Source organism: Serratia silvae, assembly GCF_023282985.1.
Lineage (GTDB): Bacteria > Pseudomonadota > Gammaproteobacteria > Enterobacterales > Enterobacteriaceae > Chania > Chania silvae.
Genome location: NZ_JAGQDC010000002.1, coordinates 366,371 through 388,865, shown reverse-complemented (window position 1 = coordinate 388,865; position 22,495 = coordinate 366,371). Strand labels below are relative to the sequence as shown.

The following is a 22,495-nucleotide window of genomic DNA, read 5'->3' as shown; positions in this document are numbered from 1 at the left end:
GGAATCTCTTCCCTGCCTCGGGATTTAGCGTTGCGCGTGATACAAACCACATTTATTGCACAGGCATTGCTCTACCCTTTCAGCACAGATACAGGCAACGGGAGTAGGACATGGGATATCGCAACGTTCTGGTTACGGTGGCAGTGGCAGCGGACAGCCAGCGGCTGGTAGAGAAAGCTGTCTCCATTGTGCGCCCCTGTGATGGGAAAATTACGCTGGTCAGCATCATTGCCAATACCGAGATTTTCCCTGCCCCTATGCTGGGTGACCTGCGTGCGTTGATGGAGGAAGAAACGCTGCTGTTTATGGAAGAACTGTGCCTACGGGCAAACTATCCTAACATCGCGACTCGTATAATCCACGGCGAGTTGGGTGACTGCTTGACCTACGCCAACCAGCAGCAACCCTTTGATCTGGTCGTCTGCGGCAACCATAGCGATAGCATGATAAATAAAGTAGCCTGCTCCGCCGCACGCTTTATCAATACCAGCAACATTGACGTGCTGATCGTTCCGCTATAGCACATAGTTATCCCCTAGCCCTATAGCAACCTATTCAAGGTGAAATGTTTTTTTCTCCGTATTAATTAAGTTGCGATAGCGGTTCCATCAGGTGGCAAAAATGCCAGCTCGGCCAACTTACTATCACTTTCACCCCTGCATTGGATTAATCACATCACCCAAATCAATATATTAATTCGGAATTATCGCGTTTTCATCAAAATTGCCGACAGCAACTGTCACTGTTATTTATCATTGACAACAAGGTACCGGCTATTAATTTTCTTCACGATATAAGTAGTTCAACGAACACCCAATAACCGCAAGTGTTACGCAATAATTTTCAACAATCTTCCCGCCATGCTATTACGCTATCGCATAGGTGCGCACATAACGCTATCTCCTATTGCGACAGATTAACTAGACTAGCCAGTACCTGAACACCCTTTGTTCTACACCGTCGCCAAGGAGTCACCGATGTCTCAGCAAGCGCATAGCCGCCGTTTTGTTTTAGCTTCACGCCCACACGGGGAACCGCAGGCAGACAATTTCCGCCTGGAAACCAGCCCTATCCCACAGCCCGCCGCCGGGCAGCTGTTGCTACGCACGGTTTATCTTTCGTTAGATCCCTATATGCGTGGCCGTATGAGCGATGCGCCCTCTTATGCCCCCCCGGTACAGATCGGTGATGTGATGGTCGGCGGCACCGTATCCCGCGTGCAGGCTTCACAACATCCAGACTTTAACGTTGGAGATTGGGTGTTAGGCTACGACGGATGGCAAAGCCATGCGTTGTCGGACGGCAGCGGGCTACGTAATCTGGGCGCCGAATTGGATCACCCCTCCCGGTTCCTTGGCGTCCTCGGTATGCCCGGTTTTACCGCCTATATGGGGCTGCTGGATATCGGCCAGCCACAGGCAGGCGAAACCCTGGTCGTCGCAGCAGCCAGCGGAGCCGTAGGTTCCGTGGTAGGTCAGATTGCCAAGCTGAAAGGATGTCGCGTGGTTGGCGTGGCGGGTGGCGCAGAGAAATGCCGCTATGTGGTGGAAGAACTGGGATTTGATGCCTGTATCGATCACCGCTCGGCCGACTTTGCGGCGCAACTGGCAGCTACCTGCCCGCAGGGTATAGATATTTACTATGAAAACGTCGGCGGCGCGGTATTCGATGCGGTTATTCCTTTGCTCAATACCAAGGCACGTATCCCCGTCTGTGGCGTGATCGCCCAGTACAGCGCGACCGAGTTACCTCCAGGCCCAGATCGCTTGCCGTTGTTACAAGGCCTGATCCTGCGCAAGCGCATCAAGATGCAGGGTTTTATCATCTTTGACGACTACGCGGAAAATTTCCCTGAGTTTTTACAACAGATGGGGAAATGGGTCAGCCAGGGCAAGATCAAATTCCGTGAGGATGTAGTCGATGGGTTGGAAAACGCGCCTCACGCCTTTTTCGGACTGCTGAAAGGGAAAAACTTCGGCAAGCTGATTATCCGCGTCTCCGAGGAATAAACCGCTGTTCAGGGCGCTACGCGCCCTGATATTGCTGGATGTCTAGGCAAAACAGTCAAGCACCAATTTCTGTTCGTACATCTAACAGTTCCGGAAAGAAGGTCAGTTCCAGCGCCTTCTTCAAGAAACTCACGCCACTGGAACCGCCGGTTCCTGATTTAAAACCAATGATCCGCTCGACCGTTTTCATATGACGAAAACGCCATAGATGGAAGCTTTCCTCGATATCCACCAGCTTCTCAGCCATTTCGTAGGCCGCCCAGTAGGTTTGCGGATTATCGTAAATCAGTTTGAACACCGGCAACAGCTCAGGATTGCGCTGGTAAGGCTGGGTCCAGTCTCGTTCAATGCATGCCTGAGGCACCGCAAGACCGTGGCGGGAAAGATAGCGGAGGAATTCGTCATACAGGCTAGGGGCTTCGAGGATCGCTTTCAGCGCGGCATGTTTTGGCGCATCTTCGCTGAAGACGGCAAGCATGGCGGCATTTTTGTTACCCAACAAAAACTCGATCGAACGATATTGATGAGATTGGAAACCCGACGAGTTACCCAGCACGCCACGGAACTCCACATATTCCGACGGAGTCAGCGTTTCCAGCACCGCCCATTGCTCAAACAGCAAACGCTGGATCTGCTTTACCCTGGCCAGGATCTTGAAGCAGTGGCTGAGCTTATCCTGCTGCACCAGAGTCCTGGCCGCCTGCAGTTCATGCAGCATCAGTTTCATCCACAGTTCCGAGGTCTGATGCTGTACAACAAACAGCATTTCATCATGATGCTGTGGGTTGGAAAGGGGCTGCTGACAATCCAGTAGTCGATCCAGGCACAGGTAATCACCGTAGCTCATGCGCTTGGAAAAATCGGTGACGATGGCACTTTCTAGTTCCCGCTGATTCATTTCTCTCTCCGTATCGCTCACGCCTTTGGCAAAGGTGACGCGCGTTGCTGGTTAGCAAGTGAAGAGAAGACAATAGTTCATTACGGCAACATTAATGCAACAATAAACGAGAGCTGCCTCGCAGATCCGGTGCTGACACTGGATTTCAACGGGCACATGCGGCGCTGATCCTGCTGGGCCGTATCTGCGCGATCGATATATAGCGCATGCAGTACCCGCCGCCGGATGCCGATCCTGTTCTGTGTGCCGCCGTGCCAAGTGTGGGCGTTATAGATCATCACACTACCGACCGGGGCCGCAAAAACAATCTCATCGGGATGCGCTAAATCAGGATCGGCCACGTTGTGCACCACGGTATACCCCAACGTATCAAGCTCATGCTTCATCTGTGCCGTTAACTCGATGTTGGCGCCTAAAGCCTCCAGATATATCTCGGATTGACGTTGCATCATGATTTCTCCATTTACTTTTTGATAACATGACGGCAAATTTACTGGAAGCCTGGACCGAAAACAGCGGGCTTTTACTACGAAATACTGGACATAGATGTACGCCAGCCAAAAACGTGACCTGGGTCATAAATGCGCAAAATCGCCTTGAATGCTGGAAGATATCACCTTAATTGTGCGTAGCATGCTGCGCCCGCTTAGGTTTGCCATCATTCTCAAATGCATCGTTAGCACTGGAGATCGCGATGTCTGAAACTCTTGCACGAGTGATCCGGTTGAGCGATTCATCTTAGCTGTTGCTGTAACCAGTTCAGTAACGCTTCTACCTCAGGCGTTAAACCGGCGGTTTGTGGCCATACCAGATAGACATCACTAGCGTTCAAATGCATCGCCTCCGCCAGTGGCACCAAGCGCCCTGCGGCAATCGCATCCTTTGCCAGCACGGCTTTAACTAGAGCAATACCAAACCCCTGCTCGGCTGCGCGCAGCAGTAACCCTGCATCGTTGAACAGCGCCAACTGTTGCCCACCGCCAATTTTCCCAACGGCACTAAACCAGCTATGCCAGGGAGTAACGTCATGCTCAAGCAGCGGAACCTGTGGATCTCCAGCATCAAATGCCTCCTGCCATTGCCTGGCCAGCTCCGGAGTTGCTACCGGCTGTACCACTCCAGAAGCGATACGCTGCGCCTGAATACCTGGCCATTGCCCATCACCAATGCGGATCGCGGCATCGAATCCTTTGCGGCCGAGATCCTGTATCGCCAACGAGGCGTCAATATCCAACCGGATCCCAGGGCAAGCACGGTGGAACTCCGCTAATCTGGGCAACAACCAGTAATGCGCAAAGGAAGGCAGCACGCTGATACGTAACATCTTACTTGCCGCTACCCGTCTGGCCCGGTCAACGCCCTGTTGCAAAGCGAGCAAGGCAGGCTCAGTTGCCGCCAGCAGTTCGCGCCCGGCGGCATTTAGCCGTACCCCACGCCCGGAGCGTTCAAAGAGTGGGTAGCCAATAGCCTGTTCGAGCTGCTGAATTTTTTGGCTGACGGCACCATGAGTCAGACTCACGCGTTGCGCCGTGGCACGCAAATTCTCCAATTGGGCAGCGATCACAAAGGTTGGCAAAATATGCAGGGGAAGACGCTCATTCATTACTGGTTAACCTTGCTATCCAAAAGGGTCATTTTTTATCGATATTAGCACTAATCAGGATCGCCTATAGTGCAAACATATTGACCCCGAACCCAAGGCATGACCATGCACCCACGTTTGCAGCAGGATCTCGACGATTTACCCCGCATACTTGACCACACCAACCAATTGGCGCAGGGCTTCCTTGCCAGTTTGAGCCAGCGCCCGGTATGCCCGCCCTTGGCCGAACAACAGTTGCAAACCGGTGACGATCGGCTGGCTGAAGAGGGTTGCGGGGCGTTAGCGGCGTTAGAAAAGTTTTGGCAGCGCTATGAGGCTGGCCTTTCCGGCAGTGCCGGGCCGCGTTACTTTGGTTTTGTCACCGGCGGCAGCACCCCTGCGGCGCTGGCTGCCGACTGGTTGGTTAGCACTGCCGACCAGAATAGCCAACTGAGCCATGATACCGTGGCGGCCGCGATTGAGCTGGCAACGATTGAACAACTGAAAACGCTGCTACAACTGCCCACCGACTTCAGCGGTAGCTTTGTCAGCGGTGCCACCATGGCCAACTTCACCGGGATTGCCATCGGCCGCCAGTGGTTAGGGCAACAGCGCGGAATTGATGTGGCACAGGTTGGCCTGGCCGCCTTAGGGCCGATTCAAATCCTTTCAGCCAATGCCCATGCCAGCAGCGTGAAAGCACTCAGCATGCTCGGTATTGGGCGTGATGCTTTAAAGTCTATCGCCAGCCGGGCTGATTGCGAAGCTATTGATATTGAGGCGCTGGAGCGCCATCTGGCCGCCACGCCGGATGTCCCGACGATAGTGCTCGCCAGCGCAGGCACGGTAAACACCGGCGTTTTCGACGATCTGCCCGGCCTGCTGGCACTACGTGCACGCTATCCCTTCTGGTTGCATGTTGATGCCGCCTTTGGAGGGATAACAGCCTGTTCCCCCCGCTTGGCCCACCTGCTGGACGGCTGGCACCAGGCGGACTCAATCACCGTAGATGCGCATAAATGGCTGAATGTTCCTTATGACAGCGCCATTCAATTTACCCGCCATCTGGCATTGCAGATGCAGGTGTTTCAGAATCACTCGGCCTATCTGGAGGCCCCCACGTTGCGCCCCGACAACTATTTGCACCTGACGCCTGAGAACTCGCGGCGTTTTCGTGCCCTGCCCCTGTGGATGGCATTGAAAGCTTACGGCAGCAGCGGTATGCGGGAGATCGTCGAGCGTAACGTGACGCTAGCGCGCCATTTAGGTGACGGATTGGCAGCCAGTGAAGGTTTCCACCTGCTGGCCCCGGTGGATCTGAACATCGTGTGTTTTGCGCTGAAGGGCGTTACAGGCGATGCCACCGCCGCACGCAACCGCTTTATCGATCGCTTGGATCGGCACGGCGTAGTGCGCTGCACACCCACCAACTATGCAGGCCAACCCGGTATTCGGGCAGCCCTGGTGAATTGGATGACCGAAGAACAGGATATTACTCTGGCGCTGGCATCGATGCAGGCTTGTCGGGCCGAAGCCTGAAAGTTGCGAGGCGTTGCTTCTGCTGGCCGTCGGCAGCGATATTCAACGGCAATAACCAAGCGGTAAACGCCTCGCGCAATAACGGCCATTCACCATCGATGATGGATAGCCAGTCCGTGTCGCGGTTGCGACCCTTTCTGGTCATCGCCTGACGGAAAACCCAAGTCGTCAAAAGCGCGTTTGGCATCAGAAAGATGGCTTCACTACCCGTCGCTTGCAGCTTCATCAAAGGTGATCAGTTGATCACTCCTAGTTCAACCACCCCATTGGGTTGGTCGATATTCAAGAAAGCACAGGTGCCAACCGTTTTCACCAAGATATAGTTTCACAATGAAATAATTTATGTAAGTTATTTAATTTAAGGCAACATGGTTAGCAAATCTACTTAATGTTATTTGGTTTTTGTAATAAATAGCCTCGTTAAGTGTGCCAAATCAGCCAAGAACCGTTACCATTCCCACCAATACATTGATACAATCAATTGAATAAACAAATTTAATGGTGTTTAGTGATGAAACAGCAGCAACAAAATCAGTCAAAAAATCGCCAATCCTGGCGCTACAGCGAGTTATAAGCTTAATTTAAGAATCGTCCTATCCACACAAAATAGTACCAAGATGAAAATGCTTAACCTGAGCAACAAATTTAAGGCTGACTACCGGACGTCTACTGATATTTCCAGCCTCAAACTCAAAGTAGTCACTAAACATAATACGTCAACTTAAGCTAAACTAATGGTTTTGGTAAGTTTAAAAATATAATTCGAAAAGACGTTGAGTCATGCCGGTTTTATTGATAGAAAGTTGCATTCATAAGATGTGACTTTTTTATAACTTTTAGCCTTTATCTTCAGGCTTTTCTTTTTATAACCGCGTGGAAACGGACTTAAGTAGGGGACTACATGCCAATAATTATTATGGATTCATGCAGTTACACTAGGTTAGGGTTAACCGACTACCTGACGTCGCACGGGATAAAAAAGCGTCAGATTAGCGCTGTCAATCATATCGACGGTCTTCATGAGAAATGCACCAAACTTAAGCCAAACATGGTATTCCTGAATGAAGACTGCTTCATTCATGAGGCGGATGCGACAGAAAGAATAAAACGTGTGATCTCTCTTAATCCCGATACTTTATTCTTTATTTTCATGGCCATCACTAACGTACATTTCGACGATTATTTATACGTCCGCAAGAACGTCATCATCTCGTCAAAATCGATTAAACCGCAAACCATGAGCCAGTTGCTTAACCACTACCTCGAAAGAAAACCGGTTCGCCCGGAAAAAAGCTCGCTGGATCAGACGCCTGTCACACTAAGCCAAACTGAGTCAAACATGCTGCGCATGTGGATGTCCGGCCAAGGCACCATCCAGATTTCCGATCAAATGCAGATCAAGGTGAAAACCGTTTCTTCCCATAAGGGAAACATCAAAAGAAAGATCAAAACCCACAACAAGCAGATCATCTACCATGTTGTCCGCCTAACCGACACGCTTACCAGCGGCATTTTTGTCAACAGCCGTTGATAGCCGTTGCGGCCAAGTAAAGCGACAGCGGAGTAGAGTAGCTTAGAGAACGATAGAAAAATGCCCGTTTTCAGCGGCAATGCGGCCGCTACGGGTATTTTGGCAGGCTTTTAACACCGCATAACTGTGTGGGCCAGATTTCAGCCCATCAGCCAGACCGGCGGCAAGCTGTTAATTGCAGGGAAAGGCTTAATCCTGTTCAGCGCTGCGCAATTCGACAAAGGTGCCATCACGACTATCGATCTCATTGAAGAACCACACGCCCGCCGGGTAATCCTCTAGTGACACCAGATACATCGTACCTTCACTAAACACTTCAACTTCCAGCACTACCCCTTCCCGGCGAGGGCCGCCGTCGGTCTTTACCGTTACCAGATCGTTAACTTTCATGCTCTACCTCGTTATTTATCGCGGATTTCAGTCTATTACAGCTAACGAAAAGAACCCACCATTACGTAATTTGGCTCATAGTACAGCGGTATACTTTGCATGATGCCTCTGAGTCATCATGGGCGATGACCATTAAAGCTTAGCAGAACGTGAGGCTGGCCTTTCAGACCTCCTGGCATACTCCCGTGAACGCTTCTCCGCCCACAGGCTCAAATCGCAGACACAAAAAAACCCGCCTTGGCGGGTTTTTGTTAATCAGCGAGAGGCCGATTAGATAGCGGTAACGTTAGCCGCTGACGGACCTTTAGCACCGTTCTCGATAGAGAACTGTACGTTCTGGCCTTCAGCCAGGGTCTTGAAGCCTTGATCCTGAATTGCAGAGAAGTGTACGAACACGTCTTTGCTGCCGTCTGCAGGAGTGATGAAACCAAAACCTTTAGACTCGTTGAACCACTTCACTTGACCTTTGATCATGTTAGACATGTTGAATTCCTTCAATAAAAAATTTAAGCCACCATGGGCATGAAATAGCCGGTCATCAGTTACTTATGGAGGCACTAGAAAGGAAATTCGTCAGTGAAGAGCTATCAAGGATAACGCTTTAAATTTGAACTACTTTACTCAAAATGTCGTGCATAAATAGGTCTGTACCACAGGCCGAGAATCATTAACTCATGTCGGGCGTATAATAGCAACTCTTTTTAGCTCGTGGGGCTGGAAAGGGAGAGCGAACGCACAGAATTTGCTCCCCACAGGCGAAATTATCGACGTTACCTTGTGGATTTTGCTGATAATGGTGCTAAAACAGCCCCGCCAAATTTAACCCGTGACAAGGTCATGAGAAAACGAGCACTAAGCCGCAGAATGGCCCAACGTCATATTTTCATCACAAAAACGTCACAACCCAGCCATATGATGGTTAGCGATTGTCCGCACCGGGTTAACACCAAGGATTTCGCTAATGAACACCGTAAAAGCCATTAATCACCAGCAGGCAGAAACACTGATCCGCTCAGGATCGGCAAAAAAGATTGAGCTGGCCTATGATATTGACAGCGACGACTTCTTCCAGCTCGCCAGCCAGTGGTGCGATCAAGGCGCCAAGATTTCCAAAGGCAAAAAGCACTTTATCGTCTCACTGAAAGGTTTTCGTATTCCACCCAACGACTGATTCGATGCCACCTCTGCGGCGGCATCCCTGTTTATCTATGCAAAACCGCCCTTTCGCGCACATGCCAACTCTGTTATCCCTATAAGATAATCTATCCGGGTATCCCCCCGAATACGCAGATTGATCAAGGAGAACAGCATGTCAGCCAATGCACCACTACCTGATAGCATGAAAGTTATCGAAATCAGCCAGCCGGGCGAACCAGAGGTTCTGGTGAGTGCGCAACGCCCGCTGCCAGTATTGGCCCAGGGTGAAATACTGGTGAAAGTCGCTGCCGCAGGCGTCAACCGCCCAGATGTTATGCAACGCCGCGGGCAATATGCCCCACCTCCGGGCGCCTCGGACATTCCCGGGTTGGAAATTGCTGGCACGGTGGTAGCCGTTGGCGTTGGGGTACAACGCTATGCCCCCGGTGACGCCGTGTGTGCACTGATCGCCGGTGGAGGCTATGCCGAGTACTGCAAGGTGCATGAAAGCAATGCGCTGCCGGTCCCCCAGGGCTTCAGCATGATAGAAGCCGCCGCCATGCCAGAAACCTTCTTCACCGTTTGGGTCAACGTATTTCAACGTGGCCATCTCCAGGCCGGGGAAACCGTGCTGATCCACGGTGGCACATCAGGGATTGGCACGGTCGCCACCCTGCTGGCCAAAGCCTTCTGTGCTTACGTCATCACTACCGTTGGCTCAGAAGAGAAGCGAGAGGCCAGCCTGGCGTTAGGTGCCGACGTCGCCATCAACTACCGCACCGAAGATTTTGTCGAACTGACCAAAACAGCCACCAATGGCAAAGGGGCCGATGTCATCGTCGATCTGATCGCGGGGGATTACGTGGAGAAGAACTACCGTGCCGCCGCAATGGACGGGCGTATCATACAGATCGGCACGCAAAACGGCGTAGTGAAAGAACTGAACCTGATGCCACTGCTGCTTAAGCGCCTGACTCATACCGGCTCAACGCTGCGGGCGCGCAGTGTGGAAGATAAAGCCCAGATCGCTGCCGAACTGGAACTGAAAGTATGGCCGTTGCTGGAACGCGGGGCGTTAAAACCGCAGATTTTCCAGACTTTCCCGTTGGAACAAGCTGCACAGGCCCATGCCTTGATGGAGTCCAGTGCGCATATCGGTAAAATTATGCTGACGCTGTAATGGCAACCCTCCGGCCAGAAGCCGGAGGGCTAGGCTGTGTCCCTCAATTGACCGTGGTGCCGTCGCAGTCCCAAAAGCCCGTAATCAAGGCGGAGGGTGCAGGGCCTAGTGGGTCTAAGTTCAAGCCCGACAACGCTGAGTACGGGCTTTTGGGGTGCGACCCTTCGGGCTAGGGCCATTTGAACGCGTATCTGCGTTACTCCCCGCTTATTTGGGCCTACCAAACTTCACGGCTCGTGCCTTGCAACGCGTCCAAATGACCTCCAGCGGCACTCACGTGCAATTAAGGGACACAGCCTCATATCACCCGAACAGTTTACCTTTCAGTAAATCCATACCGGCACTCATCAGATCGCCGCCCTGTGGCTCCTGGCCATTGGGTGACAGTTTGTCGGTGATCATCGGCAAATACTGGGCAATCAGGGCAGAAGCCTGCGCCGGATCGATCCCCAATTTGCCAGCCAGTTGTGCAATGGCATCGGTACTTAACACCTGCTCAACGTGTTCACCGCTGATTGGCTGATTTTCACCCGTGCCGATCCAGGAGGCGACCACGTCCGCCAAGTTTCCCTGGCGGAATTTGTTCAGAATGGCCGGCAGGCCACCTTGCTGTTCAACCCACTGCAAGATGGCGCTGTAATCCATACCTTTACCACCGCTCAATGCCCCAACTAACCCATCCAATAATCCCATCGCTATCCCCTTCTCAAACGCTGTACGTTTGTCGCATTTAAAAGAAAAGGGCCGCCGCAGCGACCCCAGTTGATCGAGCCAAGCTTAGCTTCTGATCTTTCTGTAGACAAAAAGCACCACCAGAGCACCGATAACGGCAACCACAAAGCTGCCGAGGTTAAAGCCATCGACCCGGCCCATACCGAAGAAGGTACTGATATAGCCGCCGACCACCGCCCCTACAACCCCCAGTATGATGGTCATGATAAAACCGCCACCGTCTTTACCCGGCATGATCCACTTGGCCAAAATACCGGCGATTAACCCAAAAACGATCCAGGAAATGATACCCATTTTACTCTCCCTAATTGACCCATTGCCAAACTTGCTGGCAATACCGTTATCAAGACGTTCCCCCGTCAGAGACCACCCTCTGACAGTATGTACTGTCTCTGTACCTTACTACTATAGTCAAAAATCAGCGAGTTACCTACTTACCAAACCTGAAAAACATTGCATGAAATTTGTACAATCCTCATGTTGACCGCCGATAATCAACTATACTTAATATGCCCAACAGCTAAACGGCAATATAGAAATCATGATGCGTTACAAAGATATCCCGGCAGAGGAACAGCAAAATGGCCCACCCAATACCGATCCTGCCTCGATTATGCATACCAGGCTGGTGATCGGGGATAACGTCATTATGGCCTCGGATAGTTGCCCGGCCGACCCAACCGGGGCGACGCATCGCGCATATTCACTGTCAATCCGCAGTGAAAACGTCGAGCAAGGTGGCAGCATCACCATGCCTTTCCAACCGGCCTTCTGGGCCAAAGGCTTTGGTATGCTGACCGATAAGTTCGGTGTCAACTGCCGCACGGTGTAGTGCCTAGCTCTCTGGACAGGCGCTGCTCAGCGCTAACGATGCCAGCTATAAGCCACCAGTGAGAACAAGACACACAGCAGCAGCAACACGATCAGAGCCAACCGCCAGAAAGGCGATCTGCGCCGCTGGAACGCGATAATGATCAATCCTGCCAGTGCCCCTAACGTAAACGGGCAATATACTGCCAACGCCAGTAAAATCTGCATCATAGCGTCAGATAGTGCTGCCATGCGCTTCTCCGTTGTCAATTTATACTGAACATATCCTGGAAATATTACGAAACATGCAAGATGGAAATATAAGGGTTAAGATTGTTCACAATCCCCATACCCAACTGATTCCATGACAGGAATGCTATGCTAGCGCCGCAACTCCCGCCCCAAAGAGATCAAATACCCGAGAAAAACAAAAACTCGCCGTTACTCTATCAGGCTGGCGTGTTTGTGATTATCGTCGTGCTCACCCTGGTGGTGTTCAATGCCTGGCAAATCTGGAATGCTCATCAACGTAACCTGCAAATTGCCGGAAATGACTCGGAGAATCTGGCACGATCGCTGGCGCAGCATGCTGAAGATACCTTTGCGCTGGTAAACAATAACCTGATCGATCTCAGCGAACGTATTGAAACCGATGGCTTAGGCGAACCCCAGCGTTTACGCCTGCAAAAAGTCATGCAGATCCAGGCCAGTAACTTTCCGCAATTGTATGGCAGCGTTGTCTTTGATGCCCAGGGCAACTGGATCCTGACCTCCAACGGAAAACCACTCAGCCATGCCAACAATGCCGACCGGGCGTATTTCAAATACCACCTCACCCATAACAAGAATACGGTTTATATTGGTAAAGTGATCCGCAGCCGCTCGACTGGCGATTTGATTATTCCGATCTCACGCCGGCTGAGCCATGCAGACGGCAGCTTTGCCGGCGTGGTAATGGCAACGCTCTATGTCGATTATTTCCGTGAGTTTTACAACACCTTTGCTCTTAACAACAACGCCTCACTCAGCCTGCTGTTGGCCGACGGCACCATTTTGTACCGCCGCCCGTACAATGAAGATGCCATTGGTACAAATATCTGCCACAGTATTTTATTCCAAGAAATTCTGCCGCACTCGCCCTTTGGCAACGTCACTCTGGTGTCACAGTTCGACAATGTGGAAAGGGTTTATGGTTATTCGCAGGTGGAACGTTATCCGTTAGTGATCGCCGCCGGGCTGTCGAAAAAAGACATTCTGGCCGACTGGCGCAACGATGCATCATTGTTTGCCGTTGGCGGCGGCGTCCTGCTGTCCATACTGCTGGCCCTTGGATTCGTACTAATCCGCCAGATTAACCACAGCGTACAAACCGAAGTCGAGCTGACACGTACCCGCGATAAGTTGACGCAGATGAATCATACGCTGGAAGAACTGGCCCTGCTGGACAGCTTGACCGGCCTGGCTAACCGCCGTCAGTTTGATATCGCGCTAAAAAACGAAATGACACGGGCGGCACGCAACGACCGTAGCATAGCCCTGTTGATGCTTGATATTGATTATTTTAAACAGTTTAACGATATCTACGGGCATGTAGCTGGAGATCAGTGTTTGCAACAATTGGGGCGCATGCTGCAAAGCATGGTCAACCGCCCTGGCGATCTGATGGCCCGTTACGGCGGCGAAGAACTGGCGATTATTCTGCCGGATACCGACCTTCAGGGCGCAATAGCCTTTGCCGAACGGGTTCTGGAAGGCATTCGCCAATTGAAGATCGTCCATATAGGCAGCCCACTGGGGATTATCACTGCCAGCATCGGTGCCAGTGCTAAAGTCCCGCATCAGTATAACGATACACCGCTGAGTCTGGTCAACCTGGCGGATAACGCCCTGTATACGGCAAAAAAAGGCGGTAAGAACCGGGTTTGCAGCCTTTAGGTTCAGTCCTGCTCCACCACCACGGTTTCCCCCTGTTGTTGAGAGAGCTGGTAATGCGTTACGACACAATGTTCGCCAATCAAACCCGCCAGTAACGGAGAATGGCTGGTCACCCACAGCTGGCTGTAACGGCTGGCTTCGGCAATCAACTGTGCCAACGCGGGCAACAAATCTGGGTGCAGACTGTTTTCCGGCTCGTTCAATGCCATAAAGGCCGGAGGTCTTGGGCTGAGCATCGCCACCGCCAGGCACAGAAAACGCAGCGTACCGTCGGAGAGTTCGGCGGCTTCAAGCGGCCGCAGGATCCCCTCACGATGCATCACCAATTGGAATCTTCCTTGCGGTGACAGCACCTTAAACATTGAATCAGGAAATGCCTGTTCCAACGTTTCATACAGCAAAGCGCGATTACCTACCTCGTGGATGGTTCTAAATGCCGATGCAAGGTTACTGCCATCATGTGCCAGCACCGACGCACGAATGCCGATCTGGGGTACACGCAATGGCGAACCCGGCCAAACCGCAAACTCATGGTAAAAGCGCCACTGGCGCAGAATTTCTCTGGCCTGTGATAGCTCGGGATAAAGATGCGGATCGGACAACTGACCAAATACCGACTCTTCCGCATACAACGCGGAAGGATAGGCTGCCCGTTCCCCCAACACGTTGGTGAGAAACGCAGTTTGATTGACGCGTTCAAGCAGGCGCATCGAATTCCGCCGCCCATGCCCACTCAACCACAGCGACTCCCGCTTGACCAGCGGATCCAGCGTAAACAGGCTCGGATCCTTCTCGTCATTATCAGGTGGGGGAAAACCGAGCTGGATTTCATAATCAAAATCCTCCAGGGTGGCCGACAGGATCATCCGTTTGGGATCGCTGCGTTTATCACCCAAGCGTGCTCCACCCGCCCACATCGCATTTTGGATACCGCCCTCTTCTGCCAAGGCGAGCGAAAGCCGCCCACAAGCCGCCTCGTGGATTAGCCGCACGGCTTTATACAGATTGGATTTACCACAACCGTTTGGGCCGCTGATCACATTCACGCGGCCAAGGGTGAGTTGCACATTGCGGATGGAACGAAAACCATGGAGGCTAAGCTGTTGAATCGTCATGAGTAGATAATTTCAGCAAATAATGGGGCATCTTAACATGATGCCCCCGACGATCCAGCCCTACTGCGCCGTGTTGAAATCCCCCTCCTGGCGTGCCACCAGCGTCAGAATGCTGTACAGCGCCACCGCCTGCTGATGCTGGTTGAGCACCTGTACATCCCAGACCACCACGCCATGCGGGCGATCCTCAGCGGTTTTTTGCGGCTTGCGGATTTTCTTTTTGCAGGTCAAGCGCACCTGAATGGTGTCGCCAATCTTCACCGGTTCGATAAAACGCAGGTTTTCCATGCCATAGTTGGCAATCACTGGCCCGACACCCGGATCGACAAACAGCCCGGCGGCGGCGGAAACCACAAAGTAACCGTGGGCCACTCGCTCACCAAACAGTGACTCCGCCGCGCCAATCTTGTCCATATGCGCGTAGAAGTGATCGCCACTCAAGCAGGCAAAGTTGACGAGATCGGCTTCGGTAATGGTACGGCGGGCGGTCAGCAAGCTTTCGCCAATCTGCAACTGCTCAAAGTATTTGCGGAACGGATGTACCTGTTCCTCCACCACGTTGGCACCACGCACCCATTCATGGCCAATGGCCGCCAGCATTGATGGGCTGCCCTGGATCGCCGTGCGCTGCATGTAATGTTTTACCGCCCGCAGCCCACCAAGCTCTTCCCCACCGCCAGCTCGCCCAGGCCCGCCATGCACCAACAGAGGCAATGGTGAGCCGTGGCCGGTCGATTCCGCAGCCGCGTGACGATCTAGCACCAACATGCGGCCATGAGCGCAAGCGGTGGCGCGAATAAATTGTGAAGCCAGCCCAACATCAGCCGTCACCAACGACCCGACCAGACTACCTTGCCCCAGCAGCGCCAGCTCAACGGCCTGTTCGGTCGTTTGATAAGGCATCAGCGTTGCCACCGGGCCAAACGCCTCGGTGCCATGTACGGCCTGATGGCGGAACGGATCGGCGCAGTACAGCAGGGTGATCGGATAAAAAGCGCCTGATTGCGCGCTATCGCCCACCACTTCTAACTTATCCAGCGTCGCACCACAAAGTGGCTCACAGCCATTACGCAGCAGGAATTCCACCTTTTGCTGTACGTCATCGCGCTGTTCCTGATTGACCAACGCCCCCATCCGCACCTCTTCCCGTTGCGGATCGCCAATCTTCACGCCAGCCAGGCGTTGCAACAGCGCTTGTTGTACCTCGGCAATGCGCGCCGCTGGAACGATAATGCGCCGGATAGCAGTACATTTTTGCCCCGCCTTGCTGGTCATTTCGCGGCTGACTTCTTTGATAAATAGTGCAAACTCCGGCATATCCGGCGTCACGTCCTCCCCTAACACGCAGCAGTTAAGCGAGTCAGTCTCCATGGTAAAAGCAATGGATTTTTCCAGCAGGCGCGGATGATAACGCAGCTTCTGCCCGGTTTGCGCCGAGCCGGTAAAGGTGACCGCATCCTGATAATCGAGGTGATCGAACATATCGCCTACGCCGCCGCAGATCAGTTGCAACGCCCCTTCCGGCACCAGCCCGCTGTCGATAATCAGTTTCACCATCGCCTGGGTAAGCTGTGCCGAAGCGGTAGCGGGTTTGATGATAGCTGGCATCCCCGCCAGCCAGGTGGGAGCCAGTTTCTCCAACATTCCCCAGCAGGGGAAGTTGAAGGCGTTGATATGCAGTGCGACGCCGGGGCGAGAGGTCAGCACATGGCGTGCGGCAAACTGCGACTGCTTGGAAAGTGGGATCAACTCATCTTCCGGCCACAGCGTATCGTCCGGCAGTTCACGCCCTGCCAATCCCGCATAGGAGAACAGCGTGGCGATACCGCCTTCGATATCAACCCAGCTGTCATTGCGCGTGGCCCCGGTTTGATAGGAGATCTGATACAGCGCTTCTTTATTAGCCAGCAGGTGTTTAGCCACCGCTTTCATCATCTGGGCGCGCTGCTGAAACGTCATCTTTGCCAGCGCCGTGCCACCCAACTTGCGGGCATAGCTCAGGCTGGCGGCCAACGGCAGCCCGTCGGAGCAGACCTGATACAAAGGCTCGCCGGTAACGGCATGCTGGATCTCGCGGGATGGCCCCTGGCCGTACACCCAAGCGCCAGAAAGGTAACTGGTTAACTGCTGCATTTGCTCCTCCGGAATTCACAAATAGACACTATCAATATTAATGATGTATCACATAATTTCCACTCCGCGCCAGGTTAAAATTTAACAAAAGCAAAACAAAATCATCAAACCGCTGAGTTAACACCAACGTTATCGATAAACATTAAAAATAAATAAATATTAAAATCAATTACTTAATCAACTAAGTTGTGATGCTCATCGCAAAACCACAGTATTTACATTTGATCTTATTGTTATCAACTTGTAGCTTTATGGTTAGTTAAAGTGATTCACATTTTTGGTTTCAATGTGAAAAACATGAATCACCAAGAGGCAAGCATGACAACTGACGCACAATTTCAGCAGCACTTTGACGACAAGATCGCCGCCGATATCTCCATCGAAGCCAAAGACTGGATGCCGGATGCCTATCGTCGCAATCTGATCCGGCAAATCGGCCAGCATGCACATTCCGAGGTGGTCGGCATGTTGCCGGAAGCCAATTGGCTGACCCGCGCCCCTTCCCTGCGGCGCAAAGCGGTGTTACTGGCGAAAGTCCAGGATGAAGCCGGGCACGGCCTTTATCTGTACAGCGCGGCGGAAACCCTCGGCTGCACTCGCCAGGATATCTACCAAAAGATGCTCGCCGGTCAGATGAAATACTCCTCCATCTTCAACTATCCAACGCTGAACTGGGCCGACATTGGCGTGATCGGCTGGCTGGTCGATGGTGCCGCCATCGTCAATCAGGTCGCCCTGTGCCGTGCCTCTTACGGCCCCTATGCCAGAGCGATGGTGAAAATCTGCAAAGAAGAGAGCTTCCACCAGCGTCAGGGCTATGAAGCCGTGATGGTGATGGCCCAGGGCAGCGAAGCGCAAAAGGCCATGTTGCAGGACGCCATCAACCGCTTCTGGTGGCCAGCACTGATGATGTTTGGCCCTAGCGATAGCGATTCCCCCCACAGTGCGCAGAGCATGGCCTGGAAGATCAAACGCCACAGCAATGACGAGCTGCGGCAGAAGTTTATCGACAACACCGTACCGCAACTGGACGCCCTGGGGATGACTGCCCCCGATGCCGATTTGGCATGGGACGGGGCCAGCGGACATTACCGCTTTGGCGAGATCGACTGGGCAGAGCTGAACGAAGTGATCCAGGGGCGCGGGCAGTGCAACCACGAACGCCTGCAAGCCAAGCGTAAAGCCTGGGACGAAGGCAGTTGGGTACGGGATGGTGCCATGGCTCATGCCAGCAAACGCGCGGCAAACGCAGCTTAATCGAGGAGAGAAAAATGACTCACGCCGAATGGCCATTGTATGAAGTATTTATCCGCAGCAAGCAGGGTTTGGCCCATCGCCACGTGGGCAGCCTGCATGCCGCAGACGATCAGATGGCGTTGGAAAACGCCCGCGATGCCTACACTCGCCGCAGTGAGGGCTGTTCGATCTGGGTAGTGCAATCGAGCCACCTGATCGCCTCCCAGGCGGAGGATCGGGGTGCGTTCTTCGATCCTTCCGACGACAAAATCTACCGTCATCCCACGTTCTACACCATCCCCGACGGCATCAAGAACATGTAGAGGCAGGCCATGACGATGAGTAACGCAGCAACAATCAGCTATGCCCTGCGCTTGGGCGATACACCGCTCATTCTGGCACAGCGCCTGTGCGCTTGGTGTGGCCACGCTCCGGAGCTGGAGATTGATCTGGCGCTGGCCAATATTGGCCTCGATCTGCTGGGCCAGGCGCGCAATTTTCTGGCCTATGCCGCCGAGCTTTCCGGCCCGCAGCACAGCGAAGACAGCCTGGCCTTTGGCCGCGACGAACGTGAATTCCACAACCTGCTGCTGGCAGAACAGCCCAACGGCGGCTTTAACGACACGCTGGTACGCCAGTTCCTGCTCGATACCTACCACGTGCTGCTGCACCGGGAATTGAGCCGCAGCAAAGACAGCCAACTGGCCGCCATCGCCGCCAAATCGCTGAAGGAAGCGGATTATCACCTGCGCTTCAGCCACGGCTGGATGATCCGCTTGGGCGACGGCAGTGAAATCAGCCACCAGAAGATCCAGCAGTCATTAAACGACCTGTGGCGCTTCACCGCCGAGTTGTTCCACGCCGATGAGATTGAACTGCAACTGGCCGAACTGGGTATTGCCGTCGATCCGCGCCAATTGCAGGCACCGTGGCAGGCGATGGTGAACGATACGCTGCAACTGGCCACACTCGCGCTGCCCACCGAGCAGGCATTTCGCCACGGCGGCAAGCAAGGGCGGCACACTGAACACCTCGGCCCGATGCTGGCAGAGATGCAGTTTCTGCCACGCGCTTACCCGAACTGTAGCTGGTAGAGGCAATGATGAATATCACCCGACTGCAACCGGCCGAGATCCCGCAGATCTGGCACTGCTTACAGCAGATCAGCGATCCCGAACTGCCGGTACTGTCCATTACCGATCTGGGCATGGTACGTGACGTGGAGCGCGACGGTGCAGGCTGGCACATCACCTTTACCCCAACCTATTCCGGCTGCCCGGCGACCGAGTACCTGCTCAACGCCATTGAACAGACGCTGAACGAGGCAGGTTTCAGCCCGGTGAAAATCACCATCAGCCTCAGCCCGGCCTGGACCACCGACTGGATGAATGCGGATGCTCGCCAGCGCCTGCGTGAATACGGCGTGGCACCACCGCAGGGGCAAACCTGTGAGAAGCCTTTGGCCCACGGCCCGGTGCAGTGCCCCCGTTGCGGCAGCGAGCACACGGAAAAGATCAGCGAGTTCGGTTCCACCGCCTGCAAAGCGCTTTACCGCTGCTGCGACTGCCGGGAACCGTTCGACTATTTCAAATGTATTTAGGAGCACTGAAAACCATGACGGTCTTTCATCGCCTGAATGTCGCTGCCATCGAGCGCGAAACGCCGGACGCCGTAGCCATCACGCTGCGCGTCCCGGACGAACTGAAATCCCATTACGGCTATACCCCCGGCCAACACCTGACGCTCAAAGCGCAGGTCAACGGTGAAGAGTTACGCCGCTGCTATTCCATCTGTAGCGCACCGCAGGATGGCGTATTGCAAATCGGCATCAAGGCGATCCATCAGGGGCGCTTCTCTTCGTTTATCAACCAAAGCTTGCAAGTAGGTGACGAGCTGGAAGTGATGCTGCCGCAGGGCCGTTTTGGTTATCAGCCGCAGGCACAAACCCAGGGCAACTATCTGGCGATCGCCGCCGGTTCTGGCATCACACCGATGCTGTCGATCATCAAGGCGACGTTGCAATTGGAACCCAACAGCCAGTTCACGCTGATTTACGGCAACCGCACCAGCCGCTCGGTGATGTTTAAAGAAGCGCTCTCGGATCTGAAAAACCGTTATCCACAGCGCTTCCAGCCGCTGTATCTCTTCAGCCAGGAAAATCTCGACAGCCCGCTACTCAGTGGCCGCATCGACCGCGACCATCTGACCGCCCTAGGTAACACGCTGGTGGATTTCAACGAGTTCGACCACGCCTTTATCTGCGGCCCGGAAGCTATGATGGACGACGCGCACACCGTGCTGGAGCTGGCCGGTATGCCTAGTGAACGTATTCACAGCGAGCGTTTCAACACCAGCGGCATCGTCGCCCGGCCTGCCAATGCAGGTAGCCGCAACGCTACCCAGGTAGAGATCCGGCTCGATGGCCGCAGCCTCAAAATCGACGTCGGCAGCGAAGATGACAGCATTCTGGATGCCGCATTACGTCAGGGGGCCGATTTGCCCTACGCCTGCAAAGGCGGCGTCTGCGCCACCTGCAAATGCAAGCTGAAGGCCGGTGAGGTGGATATGGCGATCAACTACAGCCTGGAGCCGGATCAACTGGCGGCAGGCTATGTCTTGAGCTGCCAGTCCTGGCCACGCGGTGAAGGCGTGGTGCTGGACTTTGACGTTTAGGAGCCGACGATGGAAACCCCTTGGATCCTGCGCGAACAGCAGCAACGCGTGGTCACACTGACGCTGCACCGCCCCGATGCCCGTAATGCGTTAAGCACCGCCTGCCTGGAGCAGTTGGTCTATCAACTGGAACAGGCCGATAGCGACGCCGACGTCGGTGCCGTAGTGATCACCGGTGCTGCCCGATTCTTCGCCGCCGGTGCCGACCTGCGCGAATTGCAGCAGCAGGATGTCGCCGCCACCCAGCTCGACCATCGCCCGTTGCTATGGCAACGCTTGGCCCAGTTCAGCAAACCCTTGCTGGCAGCGGTGAACGGTTACGCGCTCGGTGCTGGCTGTGAGCTGGCTCTGGCCTGCGACATTACCCTCTGCGGCGAAAGCGCCCGCTTCGGCCTGCCGGAGATCACTTTAGGCCTGATACCCGGAGCCGGTGGTACTCAACGCCTGATCCGCTGCGTGGGCAAGTCCCGCGCCTATCAAATGGTGCTAACCGGTGAAGCCATCGACGCCCGCTGCGCACTGCAAGCCGGGCTGGTCAGCGAGGTTTGTGTCGACGCCTTAACGCTGGAACGTACTCAACAACTGGCCCAACGCATTAGCCAACAGGCACCGCTGGCCCTGCGCGCGGCCAAGCAGGCGCTAAAACAGGCGCAGGAAACCGGCCTCAGCCAGGGCTTGCAGATGGAACGCCAGCAGTTTGTCACCCTGGCTGCCACCGAAGATCGCCGGGAAGGCATTGCCGCCTTCTTCGAAAAACGCACACCGAACTATCAAGGGCGCTGATTTATGGAAAACGCATTAATTCTTAGCCACATCGAAGCCGGGGTGTTGACCATTACCCTGAACCGCCCCGACCGGCTCAACAGCTTTAACGATGAAATGCACCACCAGCTCAGCGAGGCACTGACCGTAGCCGAACGCGATGACAGCGTGCGTTGCATGCTGATCACCGGTGCCGGGCGCGGTTTCTGCGCCGGGCAGGATCTGAATGATCGTAACGTCAGTGTGGATCAGGCCCCCCCGGATCTTGGGCTGTCCGTAGAACGCTTTTACAACCCGCTGATCCGCCGCCTGAGTGCCCTACCCAAGCCGATTGTCTGCGCGGTCAACGGCGTTGCTGCCGGAGCGGGTGCTGCGTTGGCAATGGCCTGCGACATCGTGGTGGCCGCCGACAACGCCAGCTTCATCCAATCCTTCTGTAAACTGGGCCTGGTGCCGGATTCCGGCGGCAGTTGGTATCTGCCACGCCTGGCCGGGCATGCACGAGCCATGGGGATGGCGCTGCTGGGGGACAAAATCAGCGCTCAGCAGGCGCTGGAGTGGGGAATGATCTGGCAGGTCGTGGCCGCCGCCGAGCTGGCCGATCACACCCAGAGCATGGCCAAACAGCTTGCTACCCAACCTACCTACGGCCTGGGGCTAATCAAGAAAGCCATGTACAGCTCGGCCAGCAATACGCTCGACCAGCAGCTTGATTTAGAGCGCGATTTACAGCGCCTGGGTGGCCGTAGTGACGACTATCGCGAAGGCGTCAGCGCCTTCTTCGCCAAGCGCCCACCGAACTTCAGCGGGAAGCAGTCATGAACGGGATACAG

The 22,495-nt window shown here is 54.1% G+C and carries 25 protein-coding genes and 1 pseudogene; 15 read left to right on the top strand and 11 right to left on the bottom strand.

Annotated elements, in window-relative coordinates:
* The first annotated feature begins 110 nt into the window (after nucleotides 1-110).
* Together uspC and curA are read left to right on the top strand one after the other, a co-directional pair.
* Nucleotides 111-521, top strand: a complete 411-nt coding sequence (uspC, locus tag KAJ71_RS03895) for a universal stress protein UspC (RefSeq protein ID WP_248944461.1) — start codon at nucleotides 111-113, stop codon at nucleotides 519-521.
* A gap of 456 nt (nucleotides 522-977) precedes the next feature.
* Nucleotides 978-2,009, top strand: coding sequence for an NADPH-dependent curcumin/dihydrocurcumin reductase (gene curA / locus KAJ71_RS03890; protein ID WP_248944460.1), 1,032 nt, complete (start codon nucleotides 978-980; stop codon nucleotides 2,007-2,009).
* 55 nt (nucleotides 2,010-2,064) lie between these two features.
* Here the strand turns inward: curA and kynA are convergent, their stop codons facing one another.
* The 3 genes and pseudogenes from kynA to KAJ71_RS03875 form a co-directional block, all read right to left on the bottom strand.
* The gene (gene kynA / locus KAJ71_RS03885) at nucleotides 2,065-2,907 is read right to left on the bottom strand and encodes a tryptophan 2,3-dioxygenase (RefSeq protein ID WP_248944459.1); all 843 of its coding nucleotides are present in this window, start codon (nucleotides 2,905-2,907) and stop codon (nucleotides 2,065-2,067) included.
* 158 nt (nucleotides 2,908-3,065) lie between these two features.
* Nucleotides 3,066-3,242 (bottom strand): annotated as a pseudogene (locus KAJ71_RS23585) (phytanoyl-CoA dioxygenase family protein); the annotation flags it as partial.
* Nucleotides 3,243-3,640: 398 nt separating this feature from the next.
* The gene (locus KAJ71_RS03875) at nucleotides 3,641-4,510 is read right to left on the bottom strand and encodes a LysR substrate-binding domain-containing protein (RefSeq protein ID WP_248944458.1); all 870 of its coding nucleotides are present in this window, start codon (nucleotides 4,508-4,510) and stop codon (nucleotides 3,641-3,643) included.
* 105 nt (nucleotides 4,511-4,615) lie between these two features.
* On the opposite strand from KAJ71_RS03875, the gene KAJ71_RS03870 reads away from it, so the two are divergent.
* Nucleotides 4,616-6,028, top strand: coding sequence for a pyridoxal phosphate-dependent decarboxylase family protein (locus tag KAJ71_RS03870; protein WP_248944457.1), 1,413 nt, complete (start codon nucleotides 4,616-4,618; stop codon nucleotides 6,026-6,028).
* Here KAJ71_RS03870 and KAJ71_RS03865 read toward each other — a convergent pair.
* The gene (locus tag KAJ71_RS03865) at nucleotides 5,982-6,254 is read right to left on the bottom strand and encodes a hypothetical protein (protein ID WP_248944456.1); all 273 of its coding nucleotides are present in this window, start codon (nucleotides 6,252-6,254) and stop codon (nucleotides 5,982-5,984) included. The genes KAJ71_RS03870 and KAJ71_RS03865 overlap by 47 nt on opposite strands.
* Before the next feature lie 675 nt (nucleotides 6,255-6,929).
* Here KAJ71_RS03865 and rcsA point away from each other — a divergent pair.
* Nucleotides 6,930-7,559 carry a transcriptional regulator RcsA gene (gene rcsA, locus KAJ71_RS03860; protein ID WP_248944455.1) on the top strand — a complete coding sequence of 210 codons (630 nt, stop codon included), beginning with the start codon at nucleotides 6,930-6,932 and terminating at the stop codon, nucleotides 7,557-7,559.
* Between the two features lie 189 nt (nucleotides 7,560-7,748).
* On the opposite strand, the gene dsrB is transcribed toward rcsA, so the two are convergent.
* Complete coding sequence (gene dsrB / locus KAJ71_RS03855) at nucleotides 7,749-7,949, bottom strand: protein DsrB (RefSeq protein WP_248944454.1); 201 nt, start codon at nucleotides 7,947-7,949, stop codon at nucleotides 7,749-7,751.
* Nucleotides 7,950-8,219: 270 nt separating this feature from the next.
* Nucleotides 8,220-8,432, bottom strand: a complete 213-nt coding sequence (gene cspE, locus KAJ71_RS03850; RefSeq protein WP_004946278.1) for a transcription antiterminator/RNA stability regulator CspE — start codon at nucleotides 8,430-8,432, stop codon at nucleotides 8,220-8,222.
* Between the two features lie 478 nt (nucleotides 8,433-8,910).
* On the opposite strand from cspE, the gene KAJ71_RS03845 reads away from it, so the two are divergent.
* On the top strand, nucleotides 8,911-9,120 hold the full coding sequence (locus KAJ71_RS03845) for a hypothetical protein (RefSeq protein ID WP_248944453.1): 210 nt from the start codon (nucleotides 8,911-8,913) through the stop codon (nucleotides 9,118-9,120).
* Between the two features lie 138 nt (nucleotides 9,121-9,258).
* Nucleotides 9,259-10,266: an NAD(P)H-quinone oxidoreductase gene (locus tag KAJ71_RS03840; protein ID WP_248944452.1), complete on the top strand. Its 1,008-nt coding sequence runs from the start codon at nucleotides 9,259-9,261 to the stop codon at nucleotides 10,264-10,266.
* 303 nt (nucleotides 10,267-10,569) lie between these two features.
* Here KAJ71_RS03840 and KAJ71_RS03835 read toward each other — a convergent pair whose 3' ends face one another.
* Together KAJ71_RS03835 and KAJ71_RS03830 are read right to left on the bottom strand one after the other, a co-directional pair.
* On the bottom strand, nucleotides 10,570-10,959 hold the full coding sequence (locus KAJ71_RS03835; RefSeq protein ID WP_248944451.1) for a YidB family protein: 390 nt from the start codon (nucleotides 10,957-10,959) through the stop codon (nucleotides 10,570-10,572).
* An 84-nt stretch (nucleotides 10,960-11,043) separates the two neighbouring features.
* Nucleotides 11,044-11,292 (bottom strand): GlsB/YeaQ/YmgE family stress response membrane protein, encoded by a 249-nt coding sequence (locus KAJ71_RS03830; protein ID WP_248944450.1) that lies wholly within the window; start codon nucleotides 11,290-11,292, stop codon nucleotides 11,044-11,046.
* Between the two features lie 247 nt (nucleotides 11,293-11,539).
* Between KAJ71_RS03830 and KAJ71_RS03825 the strand changes: the two genes are divergently transcribed.
* A complete protein-coding gene (locus KAJ71_RS03825) occupies nucleotides 11,540-11,830 on the top strand; it encodes a VOC family protein (protein WP_248944449.1) in 291 nt (96 codons plus the stop codon).
* A 32-nt stretch (nucleotides 11,831-11,862) separates the two neighbouring features.
* Here KAJ71_RS03825 and KAJ71_RS03820 read toward each other — a convergent pair whose 3' ends face one another.
* Nucleotides 11,863-12,060, bottom strand: a complete 198-nt coding sequence (locus KAJ71_RS03820; protein ID WP_248944448.1) for a hypothetical protein — start codon at nucleotides 12,058-12,060, stop codon at nucleotides 11,863-11,865.
* Between the two features lie 126 nt (nucleotides 12,061-12,186).
* Between KAJ71_RS03820 and KAJ71_RS03815 the strand changes: the two genes are divergently transcribed.
* A complete protein-coding gene (locus KAJ71_RS03815) occupies nucleotides 12,187-13,743 on the top strand; it encodes a sensor domain-containing diguanylate cyclase (protein ID WP_248944447.1) in 1,557 nt (518 codons plus the stop codon).
* A gap of 2 nt (nucleotides 13,744-13,745) precedes the next feature.
* Here KAJ71_RS03815 and KAJ71_RS03810 read toward each other — a convergent pair whose 3' ends face one another.
* Together KAJ71_RS03810 and paaZ are read right to left on the bottom strand one after the other, a co-directional pair.
* Nucleotides 13,746-14,858 (bottom strand): AAA family ATPase, encoded by a 1,113-nt coding sequence (locus KAJ71_RS03810; protein WP_248944446.1) that lies wholly within the window; start codon nucleotides 14,856-14,858, stop codon nucleotides 13,746-13,748.
* 60 nt (nucleotides 14,859-14,918) lie between these two features.
* Nucleotides 14,919-16,991: a phenylacetic acid degradation bifunctional protein PaaZ gene (gene paaZ / locus KAJ71_RS03805; RefSeq protein WP_248944445.1), complete on the bottom strand. Its 2,073-nt coding sequence runs from the start codon at nucleotides 16,989-16,991 to the stop codon at nucleotides 14,919-14,921.
* Between the two features lie 318 nt (nucleotides 16,992-17,309).
* Here paaZ and paaA point away from each other — a divergent pair, with 318 nt between their 5' ends.
* The 7 genes from paaA to paaG are packed head-to-tail and all read left to right on the top strand — an operon-like array spanning nucleotide 17,310 to nucleotide 22,484.
* Nucleotides 17,310-18,248: a 1,2-phenylacetyl-CoA epoxidase subunit PaaA gene (gene paaA / locus KAJ71_RS03800; RefSeq protein ID WP_248944444.1), complete on the top strand. Its 939-nt coding sequence runs from the start codon at nucleotides 17,310-17,312 to the stop codon at nucleotides 18,246-18,248.
* 14 nt (nucleotides 18,249-18,262) lie between these two features.
* On the top strand, nucleotides 18,263-18,550 hold the full coding sequence (gene paaB / locus KAJ71_RS03795; protein WP_248944443.1) for a 1,2-phenylacetyl-CoA epoxidase subunit PaaB: 288 nt from the start codon (nucleotides 18,263-18,265) through the stop codon (nucleotides 18,548-18,550).
* 9 nt (nucleotides 18,551-18,559) lie between these two features.
* Nucleotides 18,560-19,321: a 1,2-phenylacetyl-CoA epoxidase subunit PaaC gene (gene paaC / locus KAJ71_RS03790; protein ID WP_248944442.1), complete on the top strand. Its 762-nt coding sequence runs from the start codon at nucleotides 18,560-18,562 to the stop codon at nucleotides 19,319-19,321.
* Nucleotides 19,322-19,329: 8 nt separating this feature from the next.
* Complete coding sequence (gene paaD, locus KAJ71_RS03785; protein WP_248944541.1) at nucleotides 19,330-19,827, top strand: 1,2-phenylacetyl-CoA epoxidase subunit PaaD; 498 nt, start codon at nucleotides 19,330-19,332, stop codon at nucleotides 19,825-19,827.
* A gap of 14 nt (nucleotides 19,828-19,841) precedes the next feature.
* Nucleotides 19,842-20,900, top strand: coding sequence for a 1,2-phenylacetyl-CoA epoxidase subunit PaaE (paaE, locus tag KAJ71_RS03780; protein ID WP_248944441.1), 1,059 nt, complete (start codon nucleotides 19,842-19,844; stop codon nucleotides 20,898-20,900).
* 9 nt (nucleotides 20,901-20,909) lie between these two features.
* Nucleotides 20,910-21,683 carry a 2,3-dehydroadipyl-CoA hydratase PaaF gene (gene paaF / locus KAJ71_RS03775; RefSeq protein WP_248944440.1) on the top strand — a complete coding sequence of 258 codons (774 nt, stop codon included), beginning with the start codon at nucleotides 20,910-20,912 and terminating at the stop codon, nucleotides 21,681-21,683.
* A gap of 3 nt (nucleotides 21,684-21,686) precedes the next feature.
* The gene (gene paaG / locus KAJ71_RS03770) at nucleotides 21,687-22,484 is read left to right on the top strand and encodes a 2-(1,2-epoxy-1,2-dihydrophenyl)acetyl-CoA isomerase PaaG (protein ID WP_248944439.1); all 798 of its coding nucleotides are present in this window, start codon (nucleotides 21,687-21,689) and stop codon (nucleotides 22,482-22,484) included.
* The last annotated feature ends 11 nt before the right edge of the window (nucleotides 22,485-22,495 follow it).